Source organism: Sphingomonas natans (assembly GCF_030546695.1).
Classification (GTDB): domain Bacteria; phylum Pseudomonadota; class Alphaproteobacteria; order Sphingomonadales; family Sphingomonadaceae; genus Sphingomonas_I; species Sphingomonas_I natans.
The window spans coordinates 120554-142039 of record NZ_JAUOTP010000003.1 but is presented as its reverse complement, the minus strand read 5'-3'; the positions used below and the strand labels follow the sequence as shown (position 1 = coordinate 142039).

Sequence of the window (21486 nt, the reverse complement as noted above, 5' to 3'; positions counted from 1 at the left end):
CGGTCCGGTCCAACCGGACGTCGCCAGATCTGTTGCTGGCATGATAGAAATCGCATTCATCAGCAGCGCTGGCTTGTATCCTCCGCACAATTTCCACGACGAAAGGCGGCACAATCTAAGGCGCAGCCGTCCGACTGGCATTTCGATTGCTTCCCTGATCAGCGGGAAAGCAGGCCGAGTGCGTCGATCTGCGCCTGGCTGAATCCATGGTCCTCAAGCGGCTTCGCCAAATCGGTGGCGGGGCTCTGGCGCCTATGGCTCGCGCATACGAAGCTCCTGATGGCCTCGAGCCGTGGATCCGCAAGCGGCAGCGGATGCCGCGGGCCGAAGACCGCGATAGCGAGCTTCCCGAGGGCGCCTAGCTTGACGCGGTTCTCCGCGATGCAGCCGCATTTATGCGCGTCCTTCAAAGCGACCGCGACTGCCGTCCACTCGTTTGTGCTCAGTTCGGGCTCGGCGTGGGCTGGCATGGCGGGTCTCCTGACGATGTGGTTCCAGCATCGTCCCCGTTCTCTCGTTTGGGCAGCTGGATAAACTCGGACCGACCCATCGATTCTTTCGAAAGGATCCGATGCACCCATGTAAAGAGGGCCAGACGATCGCGATTGCATGGACGTGCTGTGTTCGGCCAGTCCGTGATTAAATCACATTTCGAGATTTTCGAACACGGCAGACAGCTTTATTCCACTGTTTCGATGAGATCTGTCGGCTCATCTTTGTCTCAACGGCGGGCGGTGGTCCGCTGACATCAGGAGACACTCAATGGCAACGATCCCTTACCACACCGCGCCCACCAGCATTTCGACCAACGCTCTTCCGCTTGTCGGCCGTATCGGCATCGCAGCGATCTTCGTCCTTAGCGGCCTCTCCAAAATCGCCGCGCCGACTGCGACCATAGGCTACATCGGTATGGCTGGTCTGCCTGTGCCTCAGGTGGCGTTCGCGGTCGCAGTCATCATCGAGCTCGGTGTAAGCGCGGCTCTCGTGCTTGGCTACCGGACGCGGCTCATGGCCGGCATCCTCGCGCTGTTTTCCGTGGTCACGGCGCTCGCGTTTCATAACTCCCTGTCGGACCAGGACCAATTCATTCATTTCTTCAAGAACGTCGCAATCGCGGGCGGGCTGCTGAACGTGATGGCGCTGGGCGGCGGAGCATGGAGCTTGGACGCACGTCGCTAAATACATGATCGGGTCGATGACCGGATGGCCGCGCCATCCGGTCATCTGCACCTGCACGCCCAAGGTGAGACATCAGGGCGCACAGCAAGAGCCTGATCAAATTCCGCCTGTCGACCGAGCCGACGAGGCTAACTCTGGCAAGCGTTCCGCCCGCGAGTGGCGATCTCGGATGAGGGACGACGAGCGGTTTGATGGGCCAAGTATATGTCGTGGACGCCTTGGCACTCGCAAGAGGTCCGCGCTTGTGGCCTTGGTCCAGACGGGTCCGTCCCCGCTTTCTCGGTGATCTCATCCATTTTGTGAAAATCGGCACCCGCTTCGACAATCGCGTGGCTCGTCGGAACGTCAGGTCGTGTCGGACTCCAGGAGGGCACGACGATGATCGATCACGAAGAGACTGGTTCGCAAGCGGGTGACTTCAGCCGCCGCGGTGTTCTCACGGGCGCCGGTTTGGCGGTCGGTGTCGCAGCGCTCTCGGCCACCACCGCTGGAGAGGCTTCGGCCGCCACCACGGGCGCATCCGCGAGCCCGACAGGTGACGGATATGCCACGGCGGCGGACGGAGCCCGCCTCTACTACAAAGATTGGGGGAAGGGGCAGCCGATTTTCTTCCACCACGGCTGGCCGCTGACCGCCGACGACTGGGATGGTCAGATGCTGTTCTTCCTGTCCAAGGGCTATCGGGTGATCGCCATGGACCGGCGCGGCCATGGGCGCTCGTCACAGACCGCGACCGGCAACGACATGGACACCTACGCCGCTGACGTCGACGCTGTCGTCAAGCTGCTCGATCTTCGTGATGTGGTCCACATCGGGCATTCGACGGGCGGTGGCGAGGTCGCGCGCTACGTCGCTCGTCATGGGCAGGGCAGGGTCGCCAAGGCTGTGTTGGTTAGCTCGGTGCCGCCGATCATGATGCAGACCCCTTCGAACCCGGGTGGCCTGCCGCGTTCGGTTTTTGACGGCTTCCGGTCGCAGTTGGCCGCTAATCGCGCGGATTTTTACTGGCAGGTGCCGATCCCGTTCTACGGTTTCAATCGGCCCGCCACGCCGGTTATCGAGGGAGTGCGTCAGAATTGGTGGCGGCAAGGGATGATGGGCGGCGCTAAGGCGCACTACGACTGTATCAAGGCCTTCTCGGAGACCGAGCAGACCGGCGACCTGAAGGCAATGGCCGTTCCGACCCTAATCCTTCAAGGCGATGACGATCAGATCGTCCCTTACAAGGATGCGGCTCTGCTGCAGGCCAAGCTGATCCCGGACAATCGTCTCAAGATCTATCCTGGCTTTTCCCACGGTATGCTGACGCTCAATGGCGACGTGATCAATCCAGACATTCTGGCTTTCATCAAGGGATAGGAGGCGGCTGCCCGCCGCGATGCTCGCTTCATCCAAGTCAACGATGGAAACGACAATCGTCGAGATTACGGCGGGGCCACTCAGCCTGGAAATCGGTTCTCAGGATATTGGCCATGATCATCGCTCGTTCGTTTCTCGCCATGGCGCTAGTCACGCTGCCGTTCTCGTTGCCCACGAAGGCAGTGGCGCGAAATTCGATGGTGACGGGCGACGCCAGCAGGCCGACCGTGGTCTTGGTCCACGGCGCGTGGGCCGATGCCTCACGCTGGTCGAAGGTCATCCCTCTGCTCCAAGCCAAAGGTATCCGCGTGCTCGCCGTCCAGAATCCGCTCACCTCTCTCGCGGACGATGTGGCGGCGACGAAGCGGGTGCTTGCTGACGCGGCCGGGCCGGTCGTCCTCGTGGGGCACAGCTGGGCCGGCACCGTGATCACCGAAGCTGGCACCGACCCGAAGGTTAAGGCGCTCGTCTATGTGGCTGCCTTCGCCAACAAGGAGGGCCAAACCGGCGGCGATCTTGTCGGCGGCTATCCCAGACCACCTGCATTGAGCACGGTTTGGGACGATGGCCACGGCTTTCTCCGCCAGACCGAGCAGGGGATGGTCGACAATTTCACACCCGACCTCCCGCCCGCGGAGGCCCGCACGCTGTTCGTGACACAGGGGCCTCTCGCGGCGAGTACGTTCGGTGACAAGGTCACTGTGCCAGCGTGGCGCACTGTTCCCTCTTGGTATGTCGTATCGGCCAATGACCGTGTGATCGCTCCGCAGATGGAACGTGATTTAGCGGCCCAGATGAAGGCCAAGACGACGGTCCAGCGGTCGAGCCACGTCTCACTCCTGTCCCATCCGCGCGAAGTTGCCGCAGTGATCGAGGAGGCTGTCCAGGCGGCCGCCGCCGCGAAGTGATCCGAAAGGCCGCTTGGCTATCGCTCGCCATCTCATGTGCGGGTGCGTCAAACTACGACGTATCCGCGCAGGCGGTGTCCGCGCCCGTGGCCCCCAGACAGGCACCCGGTTTCTACCGTTTCGAACTCGGCGAGTTCGAGATAGTCGCGTTACTCGACGGCTCCCATCCATTTGACGCCGCGAACCTTGCCGTCGGTGCAAAGCCCGGCGAGGTAGCCGAGAGGCTCGGGCGGCAATATCTCGCATCGCCCGTCGAAGGCATGATCAACGCCTTCCTGGTGCGGACGCCGACGAAGCTGATCCTTATCGATGTAGGCGCGGGCGATCTTTACGGTAGGGACGGCGGTTTGCTCGAGACCAACCTGCGGGCGGCGGGATTTGACCCCGCGCAGGTCGACGAGATCTACCTCACCCATCTTCATCGCGACCATGTCGGTGGTCTGATGAGGGGAGGGCGGGTTATCTTCCCTCACGCCATAGTCAGGGTCTCGCTGGAGGACGCATCCTTCTGGCTCGACGACGCGAACAGGGCGAAAGTCGCCGCGATACTCGGGCCGATGTTCGATGGCGCCGAGCAGACCCTCCAACCATACATCGCGTCCGGCCGGTTCAAGCCGTTCGACGGCGACGGACCGCTCACACCTGGCATCCGACCGGTCGTCGCGCCAGGGCACACGCCGGGGCATCGACAGTATCTAGTCGAGAGCCAGGGGCAGATTCTACTGATCTGGGGCGACACCGTGCACGTGATGCCGGTCCAGGTTCCAGACCCGCACATCGCGATCAAATACGACACCGATCCCAATGCAGCCGTCGCATCGCGTGAGACCGCTTTGGCTGAAGCCGCCAGCAAGGGTTGGTGGGTGGCGGGCGCGCACATCTCTTTTCCAGGGATCGGCCACGTGCGGCGCGTCGGGCCTGACAGCTTCGAATGGATTCCTGTCAACTATAGCCTGAATCGGATAGCGCCATGATCCGCGTGTCGAACCATACTGTTCGTGCCAACGGCATCCGCCAGAACTACATCGACGCTGGCGAGGGTGCGCCTGTCGTGCTTCTCCACGGATTTCCCGAAACGAATTTCGCCTGGCGCTTCCAGATTCCTGTTCTTGGTGAACTCTACCGGGTGCTCGCGCCCGATCTGCGCGGCTACGGCGAGACGGAGAAGCCGGCAGCGGGCTACGACAAGCGGACGATGGCGGGTGACTTGGCTGCCCTGCTGGATCATCTCGAGATCGATCGCATCGCGCTCATCGGTCACGACCGCGGCGCCCGCGTGGCGACCCGGTTCGCCAAGGATTTCCCCGACCGTGTCGATCGGCTTGTCGTGATGGACAACGTGCCGACGCGTATTGTGGCCCGCGACCTGGATGCGCGCGTCGCCAAAGCATACTGGTTCTTCCTCTTCCATTTGATCCCGGATCTTCCCGAGACGCTCATCGCAGGCAAGGAAGAGCAATGGCTGCGCTGGTTCTTCTCGGACTGGGCGTATGATCCGGCAGCGATCAGCGGCGCGGCGTTCGACACATATGTCCGCGCCTATAGAGCGCCTGGCGCGGTTCGGGGAGCCATGGCGGACTATCGTGCGAACGCAGAGGACGTCGCTCAAGATCTCGCGGACGCCGACGTGAAGATCGCATGCCCTACGCTTGCTCTCTGGGGTGCCAACTTCGGAGCTGTGGGCGAGATGTTCGACATGCCCAAGATCTGGGGCGAGATGGCCGACAACCTTCGCGCCGTTCCGATCGACCGTTGTGGTCATCTTCCTCACGAAGAACGGCCTGAGGCCGTCAACGCACTGCTGCTCGACTTCCTCAACGGTTGGACCGGGAGGCCGTGATGATAGCCGCCGACGGTGAGGATCCCTGCGCCCGGACGGCGCAGAAATTTCCGGTTCTGTCGGTGGAGATGATAGGGCGAACCACCACCTACGGCTGTGAGGAAAGGCTGTCGGCGGGGACGACGCTGTTTGCGCGAGGCGACCGCGAGGCCGACTTCCTTCTGATAATCGCCGGCGAGGTCGGCATATTCTATTCTGGTGAGGCCGAGGACGAGGAGCGGCTGTTGACGGTCCATCGGCACGGTCAGTTCAGCAGCGAGCTGGACCATGTGAGCGCAAGAGCGCTGCTCGTCACGGCTCGCGCGTTGACGTCATCGCGCGTCGTCCGAGTGCCGGCGGCATCCTCCAGGCGACTCCTCGCCGGTTAGCCGGACATCGGGGAGATCGTCATTAGGGCGTTCATCCTGCGACGCATGGGCTTCCTACATCACGGTGAGGCCGGCATCACGCTGATCGGTCACGCGGGATCGGCTGACACCTTGCGCCTCCAGCGCTTCGCCATTCGAAACGGGTATCGGGCTTTATCGCTTCGATGGTATCCGCTTCGAACAGATCCAACCGAGCGATCGTAACCCAGCACGGTCCCTTCAGGTCATAGCTTTGCTCACCGCCAGGGATGAAGATCTCTGGATCAGATACAGTCAGGCTGTGTAGCCCGACACACGTCAGGCGAGTTCACGGGCGCGAACGACGGGGTTCTGCGCGGATCCGTCGTGTCGATCAATTAGACTGCGGACCGCGCGATCGGGGGCGAGGCGGACGGAGCGACTAAGTTTCCAAAGAACGGCCGTTGGCACTGAATCGAATCGGAAGCGAAATTTCCGATCAGGCAATACAGGCGATTTCGACACGCGTGGCTTACGAAGCGGACTGACCACGTAAAGACTGTTTGGGATTTGTAGGAATGAGCGGCGTTTCGGCGGTCTGGTGCGTGAACTTTGTCAGGACAGGATTGGAAGGTGGACACCGTAATGGCTTGTCGAAAGAAGGAAGTATGACGCGCTTGCCTCCCATTGGACCTGAGGAACTGACCGATAAGCAGCGCCTGCTGTTCGAAGCGATGAGCGTTGGCGTCTCCGCGAAATATGACGCCTTTATCACGACACGTGCGGATGGCGCCCTTCTCGGTCCCTGGAACGCGTGGCTCCATGATCCCGAACTCGGGGAAGCGTTTTGGACGGTCACGCAGGCCATGACGAAGGCACGCCGCATCCCCGAAGCGCCACGGCAGGTCGCGATACTGGTCACGGGCGCGCACTTCGGTGCCGCCTACGAGATATACGCGCACGGCGCGGTTGCATCGGCTCGTCTCGCGATGAGCGAACGGCGCATTGCGACTTTGGCCGCGGGCGAGCGACCTGAAGATTTAGATGCCGGCGAAGCCGTGGCGCACGATGTCGCCAAGGCGCTTCTGCGGGGCGGCGTTCTCGCAGACCCGTTATACGCGCTCGCCATGAAGCGGTTCGGCCAAGAGGGTGTCAACGAGCTGATTTACCTAGTGGGCCACTACTGCTTCGTATCGATGACGCTTAATGGGTTCGCAATTCCGGTGCCGACTCAAGCTCCTACCCGCAGTCGTTGAGCGGCTGCCGACAAAGGCCACCCGGACGAGCGATACAAGCCCCTCGATCGGGTGGCGCGGTGCAACGCCATAGGGGGCTGCCCGATCTAACATAAACAATAAGATAGCGGCATGTTCCTCCCGCCGAACAGCCAGCCCACCCAGGGTCTGAGTCAGCCTTCGCCGCAACGCGAGCGAGCGAGCGGGACGGGGCGTGGGATCGATCAGACGCTTCAGTTGCGTATAGCGGCCGTCTGCCTTGCAGGGGCGATCTTCTGCATCGATGCCTTCACACGAGCGGACCTCGCTGTCGCCGGCCTATATGTTCTCGTCCTACTCATCGGGTCGTTTGGCCATCAGGGGCCCCGTCGAAGGGTGGTTCTGACATGGTCCGCCGTGTGCGGAACATTGTGTATAATTGGCTACGTGATCTTCTGGGTCAGGGGTGCGCCGCCACTTGCGTTTGTCCATCTTCTCATCAGCATGAGCGTGTTGGCCGTCGCTACCCTACTTCTACTGCGCACCCAAGCGATGGGATCGGCCGTTCAGTTCAGCGAACGTCGGTATAGAACGGTCTTCGACAGCTTGGCAGTCGCCATCTGGGAACATGATTTCTCGCCGATCGCAGCGGAGCTTCGCCGTCTGCGGGCGCGTGGCGTGGCGGACATTCGGAAGTATGTCGCCGAGCACCCAGACTTCGTCGTCGCCATGCGTGGGCTCGTTCGGATCACCGATGTGAACGCGACAGCACTTTCGATGATGAATGTCAGGGCCAAAGAGGACTTCTTCTCGCACCTGAGCGGCTTCTTGCCCGAGACAGATGACAGCTTCGCGGAGTGCATTATCGCCATCGACGAGCGCAGAGCTCTGTTTCAGACCGAAGCGATCGTCGTTCCCATGAACGGCGAGCCCAAGCAGGTCATTGTGGCCTTCGGACTTGGACCCGATGCCTGCTTGGAGAGAGTGCCGGGAAGCATCCTTGATGTCTCGCATCGCAGGCTCTTGGAGACGCAGATCCTGCGGACGAGGGAGGAACTAGCAGAGGTGCAGCGCACGAGCGCACTTGCCGCTATGTCGGCTTCCATCGCTCACGAGCTCAATCAGCCAATGTCTGCCATCCACAGCTTCGCTGACGCAGCACGGCGCTGGCTGGCACGCGATGTTCCTAATCTGCTGGAGACGTCGCGCGCGCTTGCGGGTCTGACCCAAGGCGTGGAGCACGCCCGCGGCGTGATGCAGCGGGTCCGCTCCCTTGTTGGGGAAGCCCGGATCGACTTCGCGGAGGTCGAACTGGACGGGCTGCTCGCCACTACCGTCGCCCTTATGCGCCGCGAAGCGTCAGAAAGCGGCACTCGACTTGTGGTGGTTCCCCTCAGCGAAGAGACGCTGACCGTGATGGGCGATCGAATCCTGCTGAAACAAGTGTTCGTCAATCTCATCACCAACGCCATTCAGGCAATGCTGAACGAGCCGCCTAACAGCCGCATCGTCACGCTGACGCTGGAGCGGAGGGAAGACACGGCCGTAGTGACTGTTGCCGACCAAGGACCCGGTTGGGACGGACTCGACGCCGGACAGGCGTTCGGCACGTTCTTCACCACAAAGAAGAACGGCATGGGGCTTGGGCTTGCAATCAGTCGCACCACCATCGAACGTCATGAGGGCATGATCTTCGCCCGCAACGCCGAACCGGCGGGTGCCGTGGTCGAGGTGGTGCTCCCGCTGAGCCTACCCTTCGATGCTGCCGCTCTTGATTGCGGACTGCACGGCGGCCAGGAAGAGGTCTCCGTCTAATGGTTTTTCCAGAAGAGCCGAAGCCACACCGCTGGTTTTTGCGGCGATGGCCCTCGCATCCGGATAGGCCGTGATCAGGATTACTGGCGGGCGAGGAGTCAAGGATTTGAGAACATGCGCGAGTTCAATTCCGGACATGCCTGGCATTTGTATGTCGCTGACTACGCAGTCGTAGCGACAGTCCCGGTCGCTTAAAAAAGCGTCCGCCGACGCGAAATCGCAACAATCGTAGCCCATCGACCTGAGTAGGCTGGTGGTCGCGGCTCGGACGAGAGCGTCGTCATCAATGACGGCGATGAGGCTATTGCCCAAGCGACCGCTCCTTGCGAAGTTACATCAAAGGGCGGTGCGTAAGCGCAGCCTGGCATCTTGGCGACCCTATACGTTCGGTTAGGCTAGGGTCACACGCCTCCAAGCACCCCCGCGAGACGCACGAGATCGGGCAGGCGTCTCACGCCCATCTTTCGCATGACGCTGGAACGATGGAGCTTTACGGTTATCTCGGCGATGCCCATCTCTCCGGCGATCTGCTTGTTGAGAAGCCCACGTACGACACCCTCCATCACTTCTCGCTCCCTCGGTGTCAGGGTTGCGTATAGTGCATGCGCCGCGGCGCTGCCTCGTTCGACTTCGCGGCCGATACGTGCGCGCTCCATGGCGGTGTTGACGGCGTCCAACATGTCTTGATCGCGGAATGGCTTACTAAGGAAGTCGACGGCTCCCGCCTTCATTGCCCGGACGGTCATCGGGATGTCACCATGCCCGGTCATAAAAATTACTGGAACCTCGATGCTTCGCGCGCTCAACGCAGTTTGAAATTCGAATCCGCCTACCTCCGGCATCCGCACGTCGGTCACCACGCATGCCAGCATGTCGGGCCACGTGTCTGTAAGCGCTTCCTTCGCGCTCGCGTAGAGCCGGGTCATGAAGCCAACCGAACGGAACAGGCTGTCCAACGCGGCGCGCACGAGAGCGTCGTCGTCAACAATGATGACCATCCCGGCGGCGACTGAGCTTGTTCCTGCTGCTGCCATCCGGGAAGCGGGTTCGGATCGCGCAAATTCGGTGCCGTCCATACAATCCCCCGCGAGCCCCAATGCCTATTGCAGCCTCAAGCCGCGCGTCGCGGCAGATGGGAGCTTACCGATGCCGTATGTGACTGCCAAGGATGGAACTCAAGTCTATTACAAGGACTGGGGAACCGGCCCAGCTGTCTTTTTCAGTCACGGTTGGCCGCTCAGCGCAGACATGTGGGAACAGCAGATGATGTTCCTGGGCTTGAAGGGATATCGCGTTCTAGCGCACGATCGCCGCGGCTTCGGACGTTCGAGCCAGCCCTGGTCCGGATACGACTACGATACTTTCGCTGATGACATTGCCCTCATCCTGGAGGAGGCGAAAGTCGAACAGGTGACTTTGGTCGGCTTTTCGATGGGCGGCGGCGATGTCGCCCGCTACATCTCCCGCTATAAGGGGGCACGGGTCGAAAAGGCCTGTCTGACGTCGGCGGTCACTCCCTATTTCATCAAGGCCGACGACAACCCCGACGGCGCGCCGCCGGAAATATTCGACGGGATCCGCAACGGTTTGCTCGCTGACCGGCCGCAGTTCCTAGATGCCTTCAACAGCTTGTTCTACGGGACCAACAAGAATCCGGACGCGGTTTCGCCGGGTGTCCTGAAGCAGACGCTTCAGATCGCGCTCGCGGGGGGTATCAAGGGAACATACGATTGCGTCGGCGCCTTCTCGGAATCGGACTTCCGTCCGGACATGGCCGCTTTCACGATGCCGACGCTCATCGTTCATGGCGATGCGGATCAGGTCGTGCCAATAGCGCCCACGGGAGCGGCCGCGCACAAACTCATCCCCCATTCCACGTTCAAGGTTTACGAAGGCGCCCCCCATGCGCTCGTCGTCACGCACAAAGACCGTTACAACGCAGACCTGCTGGAGTTTCTGCAGAGCTGAACCGGAGTTCCCCTCGGCCGGCGCAGTTCGCGAGCCGGCCGAGGCAGCTAATCCTGGGCGCAAGAAGGCAGGAGTTCACGCGACTACTCAGTCCGCGCATTCGAACGCGGAGGGCGTCGACCAAGCAAATGGCATGGAAAAGGTCGCGTGCCCGGAGACCGCGTTCGTATCACCCGAAACCTGCACTGCCGGGGCAGCGTGACGACCGATGGGGGACTTGATGGATAAGACGCCGTTACCCGCCGCGGGTGATGTCGCGGTCATTGGCGAATGGCAAGATTTCCAAATCGATGTGATCGCAGGCGACCTATCTACCACGGAGGCCGACATACTCGTCGCCGCGATCTGCGGACAACTGACCAACGCCGCTCAACTTGGCCCGGGCATTGCGCCGCTCGATCGGGCACTCCGAGGCGCGCTGGCGAGGCTCAGATCCGACGGAATCTTTTCGGGACGGTGGGGCGAGACGCTCTTCCTGTCCGCTCCGCCCCCGCCGATCAACGCGGCAGGCGTTCTCATGCTTGGTCTTGGTCCTACCGGACCCGATCTTCAATTTCATCTGCGCCGCGCGCTTCGCAGCGCGGCTGATCATGCTGCGGGCTTCGGCGCAGCGCACGCCGCATTTGGTCCTGCTAATCTCGATACCGGCTCTCCGCGCTTCAACGACATCGCGACGGCACGTTCGCTACTCCGAGGTGTGCTCGACATCTGCGGCCTCCGACCCGGTAAGCTCCAGCGGTGGTCCTTTGTCGCTCCGCCAACGGAGTTCGAAGTCACCGCGGACAAATATCGTATGGCCCTCGAGGGTCTCACCGACCATTAGATGTTTGTTGTCGTGATGTAGGACTGGAGGCGGGCACGTCATATGACCGGGAAAGGCGTGATCCGGATACTCGTGGTCGATGACCATCCGCTTTTACGGGAAGGCATTCGGGCCGTCATCGAGACGCAGCCTGATCTATCGATAGTTGCGGAAGCTGAGGACGGAGAGAGCTCGCTCGAGCTGTATGACCGTCATCGGCCCGATGTAGTCCTGATGGATCTCCAGATGCCGGGAATGGGCGGCGTCGCCGCCATCGAGAGCTTGCGGAAATCGCACCCTTTGGCGCGGATCATCGTCCTTACGACGTATGCAGGCGACGCGCAGGCCATGAGAGCGCTCCGGGCGGGCGCGGCGGGTTATTTACTGAAGAGCAGCATGCGCAAGGAATTGCTCGAGACGGTGCGTTCGGTGCATTCGGGCGGAAAGCACCTGAGCGCCGAGATTGCGACGGGAATTGCGCTGCACCTAGCCGAGGATGTGCTTTCGGGACGAGAGGCCGAAGTCCTCGCGATGGCCGCTGCTGGCAATTCAAACAAGCAGATAGCCGCGCGGCTCGGCCTCTCAGAAGATACAATCAAGGGTTACATGAAGGTTATCTACTCGAAGCTAGGAGCAGCGGATCGGACCCACGCCGTCACAATCGCGGCGAAGCGGGGCATTATAAACCTCTGACAGTGCACGGGTTCCCGAGGGTCCGCACCCTGAACCTTGGATTAGGGTTGCCTGCCCTTACGCGGAGCGGATGGGCAAACTCTCGTTCGATTCCGAAACGATCCGATCCGACCGATAGTCCGTCCCATTGCACATGGGGTGGAGAGAGCGATGTTGTCGAACACGATGGAGCGGACGCAGCCGGGAACGACGGCGCTTCCTCCTTATCTTCTCGATCTCGTCGGGCAGGCGCGGCGCTCGGTGGAGATCGATCCGGATTTCACCAGGCGCTGCCTCGAGGAGATATCTTCCCTCCTGACGAGCGTCACCTCGGCTGTCGTCGAGCGGGGCTTGGCTCCAAGCGGGCCCGCGACACCTGCCGGGACCCTTGCAAAGGGTGGCCTTGCTTCTTGGCAGATACAACGAGTGCGCGCTTACGTGGAGGAGCAGCTCGACAACACGGTGCTCATCGAGGATCTCGCTGGCGTGGCCAAGCTCAGCCCGGGACATTTCTGCAGGGCTTTCAAGGCGAGCACCGGCGAGACCCCGCACGGCTACATCGTGCGCCAGCGGCTGCGGCGCGCCCAGACGTTGATGCTCAACACGAACGATACGCTGAGCCAGATCGCATGCGCATGCGGCCTGACGGATCAGGCGCACCTGACGCGCCTTTTCCGGCGCATGCTGAATGAAACCCCTCTCTCTTGGCGCCGCAACTGGCGCTTTGCGTAGGGGCGACCTGGATCGCCGCCACGCTCTGGGGTCGCGCCGGCGTTTACCCCGAGCCTCAGTCCTCCCAGGCCAAAATGTTCTGCTGCTGCTCGCCAAGACCATCGATGCCCAATCTCACGACGTCGCCCGACTTGAGGAAGGCGGGGGGCGTCTGCCCCAACCCGACGCCGGCAGGCGTCCCGGTCACGATCAGATCACCCGGCTCGAGCTCGTAGAACTGCGAAAGGTAGCTGACGATCTGCTGAACCCCGAAGACGAGGTTTGCGGTGTTACCATTCTGATAGCGCACCCCATTCACTTCGAGCCAGATGCGTAGATTATCGGGATGACCTAACTCGTCCCGCGTCACCAGCCAGGGGCCCAACGGCGCGAAGCCCGGGAAGCTCTTTCCCTTGGTCCACTGTCCGCCGTGCTCCATCTGGAAGGAGCGCTCCGTCAGGTCGTTGAAAAGACAGAAGCCGGCGACATGATCGTAGGCATCGGCCTCATCGACGTACATGCCGGCTTTGCCGATGACGATGCCGAGTTCGACCTCCCAGTCGCCCTTGGCGGCCCCCTTGGGGAGACGGACCGGGTCGTTCGCTCCGCTAGGGCGGCAGCCCTTCATGAAGATCGTAGGTTCGGTAGGAAGAGGAAGACCCACCTCGGCGGCATGGTCCGTGTAGTTCAGACCTACGCAGATGATTTTGCCCACGTCGGAGACTGGCGGACCGAAGCGAACGCCTTCCAATTGAGCCGTTGGAAGGGCCGCCACGTCGATCTGCTCGAGACGCGTGAGTATCCCATCTGCGATCGACCGCGCGGAAATGTCGTCGACGACGCTGCTAATGTTTCGAGCCGTTCCGTCCCGTTGGATCAGAACGGGTTTCTCCTGTCCGGCAGGACCAATTCGCGCAAGTTTCACCTGGTTTCTCCAATCAAGGTAATGACGTTTCAGAAAACGAGCTGCATGCGCATCGAGCCGGTCGGTAAGCGTTCGCCAACGGTGTCCTCGGCGTCGGTCCGTATCTCACACGCGCGCTTCGCAATTGAGTTTCGCGATGCCTCTCGCGAATTGCCCGTCCCGGAAAGATCGATCAGCACACGACCGCGCGGGTGGAGCGTGACCCTTCCGCCTGTCGTCTCGAACACTAGGCTGCACCTATGCCGACAACGGTCTCCGCAGGGGGGCTCTTGGCTCCGATCCAGGACGCAGGGAGACTGCTGCGCTGGAGTTCGGACGCCGCGATCCTGCCAATCATATCGGCGATTTTTGCTGCCTGCTGCCGAAGAAGAAATTTAAGCACAGCGCCAACCGAAGCCTTCGCACTGGCGTGCGCTGCGGTCCCGAGCGCGGTGATCGCGATTGGGAAAAGGAGCCGCCGGGACGTCTGCGCTCGTCTGATCAGTTTCGATGCCATGGCTCGATACTGACGAGCGGGATGTGCTCCGTATTGTATGTTCGGCGCGAAACGCTTCGGTCGCTAGCAGACCAGATGCTGACACAAGTTCTATCCGCAATCCGTCAGGTTCGGACCGGGAAGGATCACCCGGAAGCGCGAACCCCAACCCGGAGTCGACTTCGCTTCGACCCGGTGACCTAGCGTTCGGCAGGACTGGGCCACGAGCCAAAGCCCCAGACCGAGCCCTTCCTTCTTGGCATCGCCCTTTTCGAACGCCTCGAACATGCGGTCCCGGAGCTCGCGCCCGAAGCCCGGCCCGGTATCGACGACGTCGACAGCGATGGCGTGTCCGAGTTTCCGGCAACCCACTACCACACGGCCGGCGGTGGTGTGCTTGATCGCATTGCCGATGAGATTGCTGACAATCGTGAGCAGGAGCGCCGCGTTGCTGTGTACCAGATAACTCGGCCGTATGAACCGGAGCGCTAGCCCCTTCTGCCAGGCGGATGGCGCCCAATCGGCTTCGAGACGGTCGAAGAGAGCCGCGAGTGGGATATCTCGCATCTCGATTATCGCGGTGCGGGAATGACCGGAGATAGCCAGATCGGTCAGGCCTTGGTTCAGCCGCGAAGCCGCGTCTCGGGCGGCAGAAAGCCAGAACAACTGGCTCTCGTCGCGACATTCCGGCGCGATCTTCTCGATGGCGCCAAGCATGATCTGCAGCGGTTGGCGCAGATCGTGCCCGGCTACCACCATGTCGATAGCCTTGCGGTGGAGAGCGCTCTCCAATGTCGAGATCTGATGAAGCAGGGACTGCGAAGCGTGCATAGGCCTTTACCCCCGAAGCCCCTAAATATGCGCGAGGCGGACTACGTCATGCCCACGGCGTTCACATCCAGTGGCGAGCGACACGATGCGGCGCGCCACCGCATGCCGCCAGTCAACTGCGGTATCGTCTAACGCCATATTTTGGTTCGTTTCACTTAAACTAAAGATCAGGTTTTGAACGCGCCGTGCCGCGTCCGCCTTGGATCGTCAGAGTTCGATGAAGCCTCGGCGGATGGCCACGGCGACGGCGTGCGTCCGATCGGTCACGTCGAGTTTCGTGAAGATGTTCTTGAGATGACCTTTGACCGTATCCGTGGACAGGCTCAGCTGCCAAGCGATCTGCTTGTTAGGATTCCCCTGGGCTACCAATCGCAGAATGCTCATCTCTCTTTCGCTCAGCCTTCCATCCAGGGCGTGCATCGCGATCGACTGGGCTACTTCCGAGGAAATGCTGCGTTCACCGGCATGGACGGTGCGGATCGCTTGAAGGAGATCCTTGCGAATGCAGCTTTTCAAGAGGTAGCCGGAAGCTCCAGCTTTCAGAGCGCGCAGCGCCTGGCTGTCGCCGGGATATGTCGTGAGGACGACGATCGCCGCGCTGGGATCCTGGTCCCTAATTCTCTCGATGGCCTCGATCCCGCCCATCTCTGGCATCTGTATGTCCATCAAGGTGACGTCGGGCCGAAGGCTTCGGAACTGTTCGACAGCCTCGGCGCCGTCTCGCGCCTCGCCCGCGATTTCGAAATCGGCGTGCTTCGCGATGGTCGCCACAAGACCTTCGCGAAGGAGCGGGTGGTCGTCCACGACGAGCACCCTGATCGGGTTGATTTGCATGAGGACGGCGTCATCAGCCACGACGCTTCCCCCGCAGAACTATTTGGGCCCGTCGATGAGTCTGGATCTGGCTGTAGGCGACCGATGCGGGAACCCGGAGCTTCAGTTCCGTGCCATTGGCTGGCGATGAAACGAGACTTAGGCTCGCCCCGATCCGATAAGCGCGCTCCCTCATTCCCGGCAACCCGAAATGGCCGGACCGGTGCCCGTGCCTCATGATCTCCTCCGGTATTCCCACGCCGTTGTCCTTGAACCGGACCGAAAAGTCGGACGCCATGAACGCTATACGAATGTCTAGCTGGGTCGCGTTTGCGTGCCGCCAGATGTTAAAGATCGCCTCGTTGGCGATCCGGGCGATCTCATCGCTGGCGATCGGATCCATCGCCCGCGGCTCACCCACCGATTCGACCTTGATCTGCGTATCGGGAGAAAACACTTGGCGTTCTACGATATCGTTGATCATCCGCTTGATGTCGCCGCCTGCTTCGGTGATGCGAAGGTCCCTCACGCGACTGCGTCCTTCGGCCAAAACGGTGTCCGCTCGGTCAAGCGCCTGCTCAAGCGACTGCCGCACGGGTTGATCCTCAGGGATGTCATCTGCCGCCAGCTGAAATCGCAAGATAAGCGCCTGTATGCTCTGAAGGAGGGTATCGTGCAGCTCGCGAGCGATGCGTTCCCGTTCCGCGAGACGCTCACTCAGCCGCACACGCATGCGCTCCGCGATCGCGTGCATCCGAAGTCTGTAAAGCAGCCATAGGAGGGCCACGGCTGCAGCGACGCAGAGAGCAAGAAACGTCCTCGTTTGGATGAACGTTGGAGAGATGATGATGGGAAGCGACACGCCGCGACGGTTCCAGACGCCATCGTTGTTCGCTGCCTCGACCTCGAACGTGTAATCGCCCGGAGGAAGATTGGTGTAGAACGCTTGCCGACGCGTTCCTGGGTCAACCCAACCAGTGTCGAAACCTCGAAGGCGATACCGAAAGCGGACGCGGCTTGGGATAGTCAGGCTCAGGCCCGTGTATTCGATCGAGATATTCTTCAGGCCAGGCGCCAGTTTGAGCTGGGTGGGATCGAGATAGCGTCTTCCTCCGGCAGAGACTGCTCTGATGGCAACGGGCGGAACCACCGCATTCCGAGCGAGGTGCGCGGGATCGATGCGTAACACACCTTGCCGGGTTAGAAACCAAAGTCGACTGTCTCTGCCCAGTGCGACTTGAAGAGCTTGCGAGTTCTGCGTCCGACTATTGAAACCATCCTGCTCGTCAAAGATGTCGTGCGGTATCGCAGCCTTGGGATCGTCGAATGCACGTTCCAGATCCCTAGTCGCCAAACGGATGATGCCCCGATTGTTGATCATCCACGTTTCACCATCCGCGGTTTGCACGATCCCGCGGATCCCTCGTAACCAGGGATGATCGTCGATAACGAGCCGCTTCACGTCGTGCCCGTCCCAGCGCGCCAATCCGGTGCCGCCACCTATCAGTAGGGTTCGCGCGTTTCCGTAGATGACCGTCAGACCCGAGACCCCCAGCTTGTCGGACGACAATTCGCGCCACCGGCGTCCATCGTAAATAACGACCGACTTCCGACTGAGCGTACCAACGATCAGGCCCTTCCAGTCGATATAGATGTCGAGCGGCGTCCGCTTCCCCGGCAATTCGACTTCTTCCCAGCCCGAGCCTCGGCGGATCGCGAGATCTCCCGCCGGACGGGATAGCCAGAAGTGGCCTTCCGAATCCTGTCCGCACCCCGAGGTCGGCTTGTCGCCGGACCACGTGATCGTGGTGAGCGGCTTGCCGTTGCTCATCCGCACGGCTCGACCGCGTTGAACCACCCAGACCGCATCTCCGCCGCGGCATATGGCCTCGATGTCCTGCTTGCCTGCCAGGACCTGCCGGGCCTCAACGTTAGGAGCCGCGAAGTAGAGCGCCGCGCCGATCGCGACGTAGACGTCGCCCCTGGCGTCGGACGCCGTCATGAAGCCGGACGCCGATCCGTTCGACAGGTTGGATACGCTCTCGATATTGGCCCGGCGAAACTGGTCCAGACCGAGCTCCGTCGCCACCCAAATGTTTCCCTCGCGATCTTCTAGGACTGCAACCGCCTCATTCGAAGTCAGGCCCTCCGACGTTCGAAAGTAGATCGGGGCGGTGGCCGCTCGCTCTTGCCCCGCGTTCGCTAGTCGGAACACCCCGTCCGTGAAGGTCGAGCCCCAGAGATCACCCTGCCGATCAAACATGAGGCTGATGCGCCGCGCGCTTCTGCTCGATCCCTCCGGCCTGGGGGCGGCCTGCGTGCGACTATCACGATCGGGAAGCAGCCGGGTCCCTGACGCGTCTGATAGCCACATCCGGCCCTTACGATCCTGAGCGAGACCCGCGCCGTTCGATACCCGAATTCCGCCGTCTACAAACCGGCGCTCACCCCGCCGCAGGATCAGGATCCGCTTTTGCGTCGCCACCCACACCGTCCCGTCCTTTGCCGGATAGACGGCGGAGACAGCTTCGTCATCCGGAACGCCCCAGGACGAGTTGATGGATTGCCATTTGCCTGAGGAATATCTCTTCAGAGCCTTTCGTCCTCGTCCCCCCACCACCCAGACCGCTCCATCGGCGTCTTCGGCGAGGCCGGTGACCTCCCCAGGCGGATTTGGCATGCCCATCCGATGCAGGGTGCCTCCTCGAAGCACTTCCACGCCGGCCCCGCCAGCGTAGCCAACCCAGAGTCGCCCGTTGCGGGTGACAAGAAGCGCACTAACGGGGATGGAACCAGAAGGATGGCCTGCAGGCGGCCTTATGCGATCAAAACTAACGCCGTCGAAGCGATAGAGTCCCTCGTAAGTGCCGAGCCATAGATAACCATCGCGCGTCTGCGCGAGCGCCTGGACCATGCCCGGTATCCCATCCTTGCTGGTCCAGCTGCTGTGGGTGAATTGGCCGACGTCCGCGCTTGTCCCCCAAGCCGCACTATGCCCGGTCAGAAGGATCAACAGGGCGGCAAGGCAGATCCGAGCGTTTCTAGGCATGGTTCCGAACTGGTAGGCGCGATGTGCTGCCGCCTTCTGCTTAACATGCGCAGGGGGCATCTACGAGCGACCCGAATGGGTGGGCGAACCGATCCGCGGTAATCGGAGGCCACGTCAGGCCGCTGGCATCATCTCCGACGATTGAAAGCCCTCCCGCATCCATGCAGCCACCGTTGCTGCGGCCACGTACAGATCAGAAAGAAGATCGATCTCGCTCCACGACAAGCCCTCGATATTGATTGAGAACACCGCGGTGCGCTGACCTATCTCATCGATCAGGCCGACATACCAGCTTCTGAGCGCGGCAGTGTTGTATAGGGCCTCTTCGACGGTTTGACGGAACACCAAGGATCCGGAGCCCGGAGCATCACCATCTCGATCGATCCCGCATCCGCTTGGGTCAGTTGCTTTCCGATCGCGCGGGCGCGATCGCCGTCGAGCCAGACCTTCATGTCCTCTGCATCGTGTACCGCCTTCTCGTCGATGGTGACGGTAATACGGTCTCTAGCGTCGCGCAGCAGAGTCTCGATGGTTGCGACGAAAACAAGGGTGTCGCCTTTGAGCGGCACCGCATCTCCATCCAGCAGATCGCGCGCAAGCCAGATCTATGCGAGATCATCGGACACTGCGAAGAAGGGATTGTGCAGCGTCGAGACGCCGGCACACTCCGAAAGTCGCGCCTCGACTCTTTGGGCATTGAACCCGGCGATGACGTGACGTTTCTGATCCCGGCCGCGTGAAGCGCGTCGAGCTGCCATTCGATGCCCGGTCGTCCGCCTATCTCAACGAGGCACTTCGGACCATCGGTCGTGATGTTGCCACGCTGTGTTCCTCGGCCCGCTGCGAGGATGATGACACGCGGTGATGGGTTGAGATGCATTGTCATGCTCCTCGAAGCGACGGCGAGGAACCGAGCCCTTTGTTCAATGTTCGGGACGTGGGGCGGACTCGAGCGCCGGTACGAAGCCACTGCCGAAAAAAGATCGGCGTCGATCCGTCGACCGGTCATAGTCGAGCGTGACGCTCCAGCCACTATGCGACGGTTTATATCGTCGAGCCTTTAGTTTGAAGACGCAAGCCTTGAATGGGAGATCGTGGTCGGTCGATCGATATTCGTGGAAGTAACGCTTCTTAGGTCTGAGATAAGTTTGTTCAAATGTAGCCTTCTGTGGGTCCGCGACTATAGACCGCGAATGGGGTCAGCGGAGCATTTACGTATAGCCAGCGGCGCGATCGACAAATTTGGCGCGGATTCGACAATAGCGGCGCGCGGGGGCGCAATAACCATGGGCCATGCGCAACCCGCCGCAATTCCCCGTCGGAGGAAAAACCGTGGGCCGGTGGCGGTCGGTCGATCGTGGCAATGGATGGCAAAGTCTGGCAACCGGCGTCAAACCAGTGAGTGCCATCGACGGGCTGTTTCGTGTTCAACGGACAGGCGCACCCCTTTCATCGCGGTCGCCCTCCGCTTTACTTCGATCTTGTGAGCCCAAACGGAATGGGAAGGCCCCATTCGCGATACAGGTCAGTGAAGACGGCGAAGAGGACATTGAGCTCCTGGGACGCGTCGCCCAGCCTGTGCCTCAGTATGATCGGAACTGTGGTGGACGTCGCCAGATCGCGGAACGCGATGTCGACCCGGTTCATCCGTTGGATCGACTGGGGAACGAGGCATACGCCTTCACCCGCTGCCGCCATCACGAGCGCCGTCTGCAGCTCCCGCACTTCTATGATCTCGGCGGGATAGACCCCGATGTCTCCGAACATCGAGATGACAAGATCGGCGAAGCTCGGACGAGGCTCCTTTGGATAGACGATGAGCGGCAATGCGCTAATCGCGTCGAGCCCGATTGGATATTCGCCTCCAGCGAGCGGATGGTTCGGCGCGAGCGCTGCGACCAGCGGCTCTTCACGCAATATCTCACGTTGGATAGACGGATCCTCGAACCGCATCCGGCCGAACCCGACGTCGATGCGACCCTCCTTGAGGGCTGCAATCTGCTCGGCGCTGGTCATCTCGAGCAAGCTGAGTTCGACGCCTGGCGCGCGCTCCCGGAAAACTCGGATGGTGTCGGGCAGTCGCACGTAGAGCATCGATGGCACCAGGCCGATGACGAACCGGGAGCGCTCGGAGGCGATAAAGCGGGTCATGGTCGACCGCATCTGTTCCGCGCGCTGGATGACCTGGATCGCCTGCTCGTAAAACAATTGCCCCGCCGCCGTGAGAGCGAGAGGCCGTGCTTCACGGTCGAAGAGCCTCGCTCCGAGCTCTTCCTCCATCTCCTGGATGCGCCGACTGAGCGGCGGCTGCGCCATATTGAGCCGTTCCGCGCCTCGGGTGAAGCTGCGTTCGTTGGCGACCGCCAGGAAGTATCGCAGATGCTTCACGTCGTACACGATACCCTCGCGGTATTTCCTCGGATCAAAGCGGTCTTTTACCGGCAGGCCCGGTTCGCTCAACGCGCCGCTGATCGATGATCCGCGCGGCTCCCCATTTTATGTCCTGTGGCTCAAACCGCCATTACCCAATCGGGTGCGGCCTCGCCGATCCATTCGCCGAGCCTCGCGCATACCCCTCGCGAAGAGGGCTCTCGCGCAC

Annotated in this window: 22 protein-coding genes; 12 read left to right on the top strand and 10 right to left on the bottom strand. The window is 61.4% G+C overall.

The genetic code is table 11. From position 1 onward, the window contains the following. Positions 1 to 158: 158 nt before the first annotated feature. The gene (locus Q4F19_RS07500; RefSeq protein WP_303541255.1) at positions 159 to 470 is read right to left on the bottom strand and encodes a hypothetical protein; all 312 of its coding nucleotides are present in this window, start codon (positions 468 to 470) and stop codon (positions 159 to 161) included. A 292-nt stretch (positions 471 to 762) separates the two neighbouring features. Here Q4F19_RS07500 and Q4F19_RS07495 point away from each other — a divergent pair, with 292 nt between their 5' ends. The 8 genes from Q4F19_RS07495 (at position 763) to Q4F19_RS07460 (ending at position 8641) form a co-directional block, all read left to right on the top strand. After that, the gene (locus Q4F19_RS07495; RefSeq protein WP_303541253.1) at positions 763 to 1179 is read left to right on the top strand and encodes a DoxX family protein; all 417 of its coding nucleotides are present in this window, start codon (positions 763 to 765) and stop codon (positions 1177 to 1179) included. Positions 1180 to 1557: 378 nt separating this feature from the next. Beyond that, positions 1558 to 2538, top strand: coding sequence for an alpha/beta fold hydrolase (locus Q4F19_RS07490; protein WP_303541250.1), 981 nt, complete (start codon positions 1558 to 1560; stop codon positions 2536 to 2538). Positions 2539 to 2651: 113 nt separating this feature from the next. Continuing rightward, complete coding sequence (locus Q4F19_RS07485; protein WP_303541248.1) at positions 2652 to 3446, top strand: alpha/beta fold hydrolase; 795 nt, start codon at positions 2652 to 2654, stop codon at positions 3444 to 3446. A 74-nt stretch (positions 3447 to 3520) separates the two neighbouring features. Continuing rightward, positions 3521 to 4420 (top strand): MBL fold metallo-hydrolase, encoded by a 900-nt coding sequence (locus Q4F19_RS07480; protein WP_303541245.1) that lies wholly within the window; start codon positions 3521 to 3523, stop codon positions 4418 to 4420. Next, positions 4417 to 5286, top strand: coding sequence for an alpha/beta fold hydrolase (locus Q4F19_RS07475; protein ID WP_303541244.1), 870 nt, complete (start codon positions 4417 to 4419; stop codon positions 5284 to 5286). Before Q4F19_RS07480 ends, Q4F19_RS07475 begins: the two co-directional genes overlap by 4 nt. Continuing rightward, positions 5286 to 5654 carry a cyclic nucleotide-binding domain-containing protein gene (locus Q4F19_RS07470; protein WP_303541243.1) on the top strand — a complete coding sequence of 123 codons (369 nt, stop codon included), beginning with the start codon at positions 5286 to 5288 and terminating at the stop codon, positions 5652 to 5654. The genes Q4F19_RS07475 and Q4F19_RS07470 overlap by 1 nt, the downstream gene beginning before the upstream one ends. Before the next feature lie 536 nt (positions 5655 to 6190). Continuing rightward, positions 6191 to 6868: a carboxymuconolactone decarboxylase family protein gene (locus tag Q4F19_RS07465; RefSeq protein ID WP_303541241.1), complete on the top strand. Its 678-nt coding sequence runs from the start codon at positions 6191 to 6193 to the stop codon at positions 6866 to 6868. A gap of 405 nt (positions 6869 to 7273) precedes the next feature. Then, on the top strand, positions 7274 to 8641 hold the full coding sequence (locus Q4F19_RS07460; RefSeq protein ID WP_303541240.1) for a sensor histidine kinase: 1368 nt from the start codon (positions 7274 to 7276) through the stop codon (positions 8639 to 8641). Here Q4F19_RS07460 and Q4F19_RS07455 read toward each other — a convergent pair. Further along, positions 8576 to 8953, bottom strand: coding sequence for a response regulator transcription factor (locus tag Q4F19_RS07455; RefSeq protein WP_303541237.1), 378 nt, complete (start codon positions 8951 to 8953; stop codon positions 8576 to 8578). The genes Q4F19_RS07460 and Q4F19_RS07455 overlap by 66 nt on opposite strands. Positions 8954 to 9042: 89 nt before the next feature. Further along, positions 9043 to 9717, bottom strand: a complete 675-nt coding sequence (locus Q4F19_RS07450; RefSeq protein WP_341850165.1) for a response regulator transcription factor — start codon at positions 9715 to 9717, stop codon at positions 9043 to 9045. Positions 9718 to 9787: 70 nt separating this feature from the next. Between Q4F19_RS07450 and Q4F19_RS07445 the strand changes: the two genes are divergently transcribed. The 4 genes from Q4F19_RS07445 (at position 9788) to Q4F19_RS07430 (ending at position 12815) form a co-directional block, all read left to right on the top strand. Then, positions 9788 to 10609 (top strand): alpha/beta fold hydrolase, encoded by an 822-nt coding sequence (locus Q4F19_RS07445; RefSeq protein ID WP_303541234.1) that lies wholly within the window; start codon positions 9788 to 9790, stop codon positions 10607 to 10609. Between the two features lie 220 nt (positions 10610 to 10829). Then, positions 10830 to 11432 carry a M17 family peptidase N-terminal domain-containing protein gene (locus Q4F19_RS07440; RefSeq protein WP_303541232.1) on the top strand — a complete coding sequence of 201 codons (603 nt, stop codon included), beginning with the start codon at positions 10830 to 10832 and terminating at the stop codon, positions 11430 to 11432. A gap of 42 nt (positions 11433 to 11474) precedes the next feature. Further along, positions 11475 to 12104 carry a response regulator transcription factor gene (locus Q4F19_RS07435; protein WP_303541230.1) on the top strand — a complete coding sequence of 210 codons (630 nt, stop codon included), beginning with the start codon at positions 11475 to 11477 and terminating at the stop codon, positions 12102 to 12104. A 150-nt stretch (positions 12105 to 12254) separates the two neighbouring features. After that, positions 12255 to 12815, top strand: coding sequence for a helix-turn-helix domain-containing protein (locus Q4F19_RS07430; RefSeq protein ID WP_303541228.1), 561 nt, complete (start codon positions 12255 to 12257; stop codon positions 12813 to 12815). Between the two features lie 55 nt (positions 12816 to 12870). Here Q4F19_RS07430 and Q4F19_RS07425 read toward each other — a convergent pair whose 3' ends face one another. The 7 genes from Q4F19_RS07425 to Q4F19_RS07395 form a co-directional block, all read right to left on the bottom strand. Then, the gene (locus Q4F19_RS07425) at positions 12871 to 13719 is read right to left on the bottom strand and encodes a fumarylacetoacetate hydrolase family protein (RefSeq protein ID WP_303541227.1); all 849 of its coding nucleotides are present in this window, start codon (positions 13717 to 13719) and stop codon (positions 12871 to 12873) included. Positions 13720 to 14305: 586 nt separating this feature from the next. Then, positions 14306 to 14953, bottom strand: coding sequence for a sensor histidine kinase (locus Q4F19_RS07420; RefSeq protein WP_303541226.1), 648 nt, complete (start codon positions 14951 to 14953; stop codon positions 14306 to 14308). Between the two features lie 279 nt (positions 14954 to 15232). Further along, entirely contained in the window at positions 15233 to 15880 is a 648-nt protein-coding gene (locus Q4F19_RS07415; RefSeq protein ID WP_303541225.1) for a response regulator transcription factor, read from the bottom strand. After that, positions 15873 to 18887, bottom strand: a complete 3015-nt coding sequence (locus Q4F19_RS07410) for a sensor histidine kinase (RefSeq protein ID WP_303541942.1) — start codon at positions 18885 to 18887, stop codon at positions 15873 to 15875. The genes Q4F19_RS07415 and Q4F19_RS07410 overlap by 8 nt, the downstream gene beginning before the upstream one ends. Positions 18888 to 19001: 114 nt before the next feature. Then, complete coding sequence (locus tag Q4F19_RS07405; protein WP_303541224.1) at positions 19002 to 19232, bottom strand: hypothetical protein; 231 nt, start codon at positions 19230 to 19232, stop codon at positions 19002 to 19004. 103 nt (positions 19233 to 19335) lie between these two features. Further along, positions 19336 to 19767, bottom strand: a complete 432-nt coding sequence (locus Q4F19_RS21430) for an NTP transferase domain-containing protein (protein WP_431312374.1) — start codon at positions 19765 to 19767, stop codon at positions 19336 to 19338. Positions 19768 to 20357: 590 nt separating this feature from the next. After that, positions 20358 to 21347 carry a LysR family transcriptional regulator gene (locus Q4F19_RS07395; protein WP_303541220.1) on the bottom strand — a complete coding sequence of 330 codons (990 nt, stop codon included), beginning with the start codon at positions 21345 to 21347 and terminating at the stop codon, positions 20358 to 20360. Between the last annotated feature and the right edge of the window lie 139 nt (positions 21348 to 21486).

Excerpts from the sequence above, each read along its gene's own strand:
- Q4F19_RS07420 (WP_303541226.1), bottom strand. The coding sequence starts at position 14,953 with ATGGTGGTAGCCGGGCACGATCTGCGCCAACCGCTGCAGATCATGCTT.
- Q4F19_RS07410 (WP_303541942.1), bottom strand. The coding sequence starts at position 18,887 with ATGCCTAGAAACGCTCGGATCTGCCTTGCCGCCCTGTTGATCCTTCTG.
- Q4F19_RS07450 (WP_341850165.1), bottom strand. The coding sequence starts at position 9,717 with ATGGACGGCACCGAATTTGCGCGATCCGAACCCGCTTCCCGGATGGCA.
- Q4F19_RS07495 (WP_303541253.1), top strand. The coding sequence starts at position 763 with ATGGCAACGATCCCTTACCACACCGCGCCCACCAGCATTTCGACCAAC.
- Q4F19_RS07485 (WP_303541248.1), top strand. The coding sequence starts at position 2,652 with ATGATCATCGCTCGTTCGTTTCTCGCCATGGCGCTAGTCACGCTGCCG.
- Q4F19_RS21430 (WP_431312374.1), bottom strand. The coding sequence starts at position 19,767 with ATGCATCTCAACCCATCACCGCGTGTCATCATCCTCGCAGCGGGCCGA.
- Q4F19_RS07490 (WP_303541250.1), top strand. The coding sequence starts at position 1,558 with ATGATCGATCACGAAGAGACTGGTTCGCAAGCGGGTGACTTCAGCCGC.
- Q4F19_RS07470 (WP_303541243.1), top strand. The coding sequence starts at position 5,286 with ATGATAGCCGCCGACGGTGAGGATCCCTGCGCCCGGACGGCGCAGAAA.
- Q4F19_RS07445 (WP_303541234.1), top strand. The coding sequence starts at position 9,788 with ATGCCGTATGTGACTGCCAAGGATGGAACTCAAGTCTATTACAAGGAC.
- Q4F19_RS07440 (WP_303541232.1), top strand. The coding sequence starts at position 10,830 with ATGGATAAGACGCCGTTACCCGCCGCGGGTGATGTCGCGGTCATTGGC.
- Q4F19_RS07430 (WP_303541228.1), top strand. The coding sequence starts at position 12,255 with ATGTTGTCGAACACGATGGAGCGGACGCAGCCGGGAACGACGGCGCTT.
- Q4F19_RS07465 (WP_303541241.1), top strand. The coding sequence starts at position 6,191 with ATGAGCGGCGTTTCGGCGGTCTGGTGCGTGAACTTTGTCAGGACAGGA.
- Q4F19_RS07475 (WP_303541244.1), top strand. The coding sequence starts at position 4,417 with ATGATCCGCGTGTCGAACCATACTGTTCGTGCCAACGGCATCCGCCAG.
- Q4F19_RS07500 (WP_303541255.1), bottom strand. The coding sequence starts at position 470 with ATGCCAGCCCACGCCGAGCCCGAACTGAGCACAAACGAGTGGACGGCA.
- Q4F19_RS07435 (WP_303541230.1), top strand. The coding sequence starts at position 11,475 with ATGACCGGGAAAGGCGTGATCCGGATACTCGTGGTCGATGACCATCCG.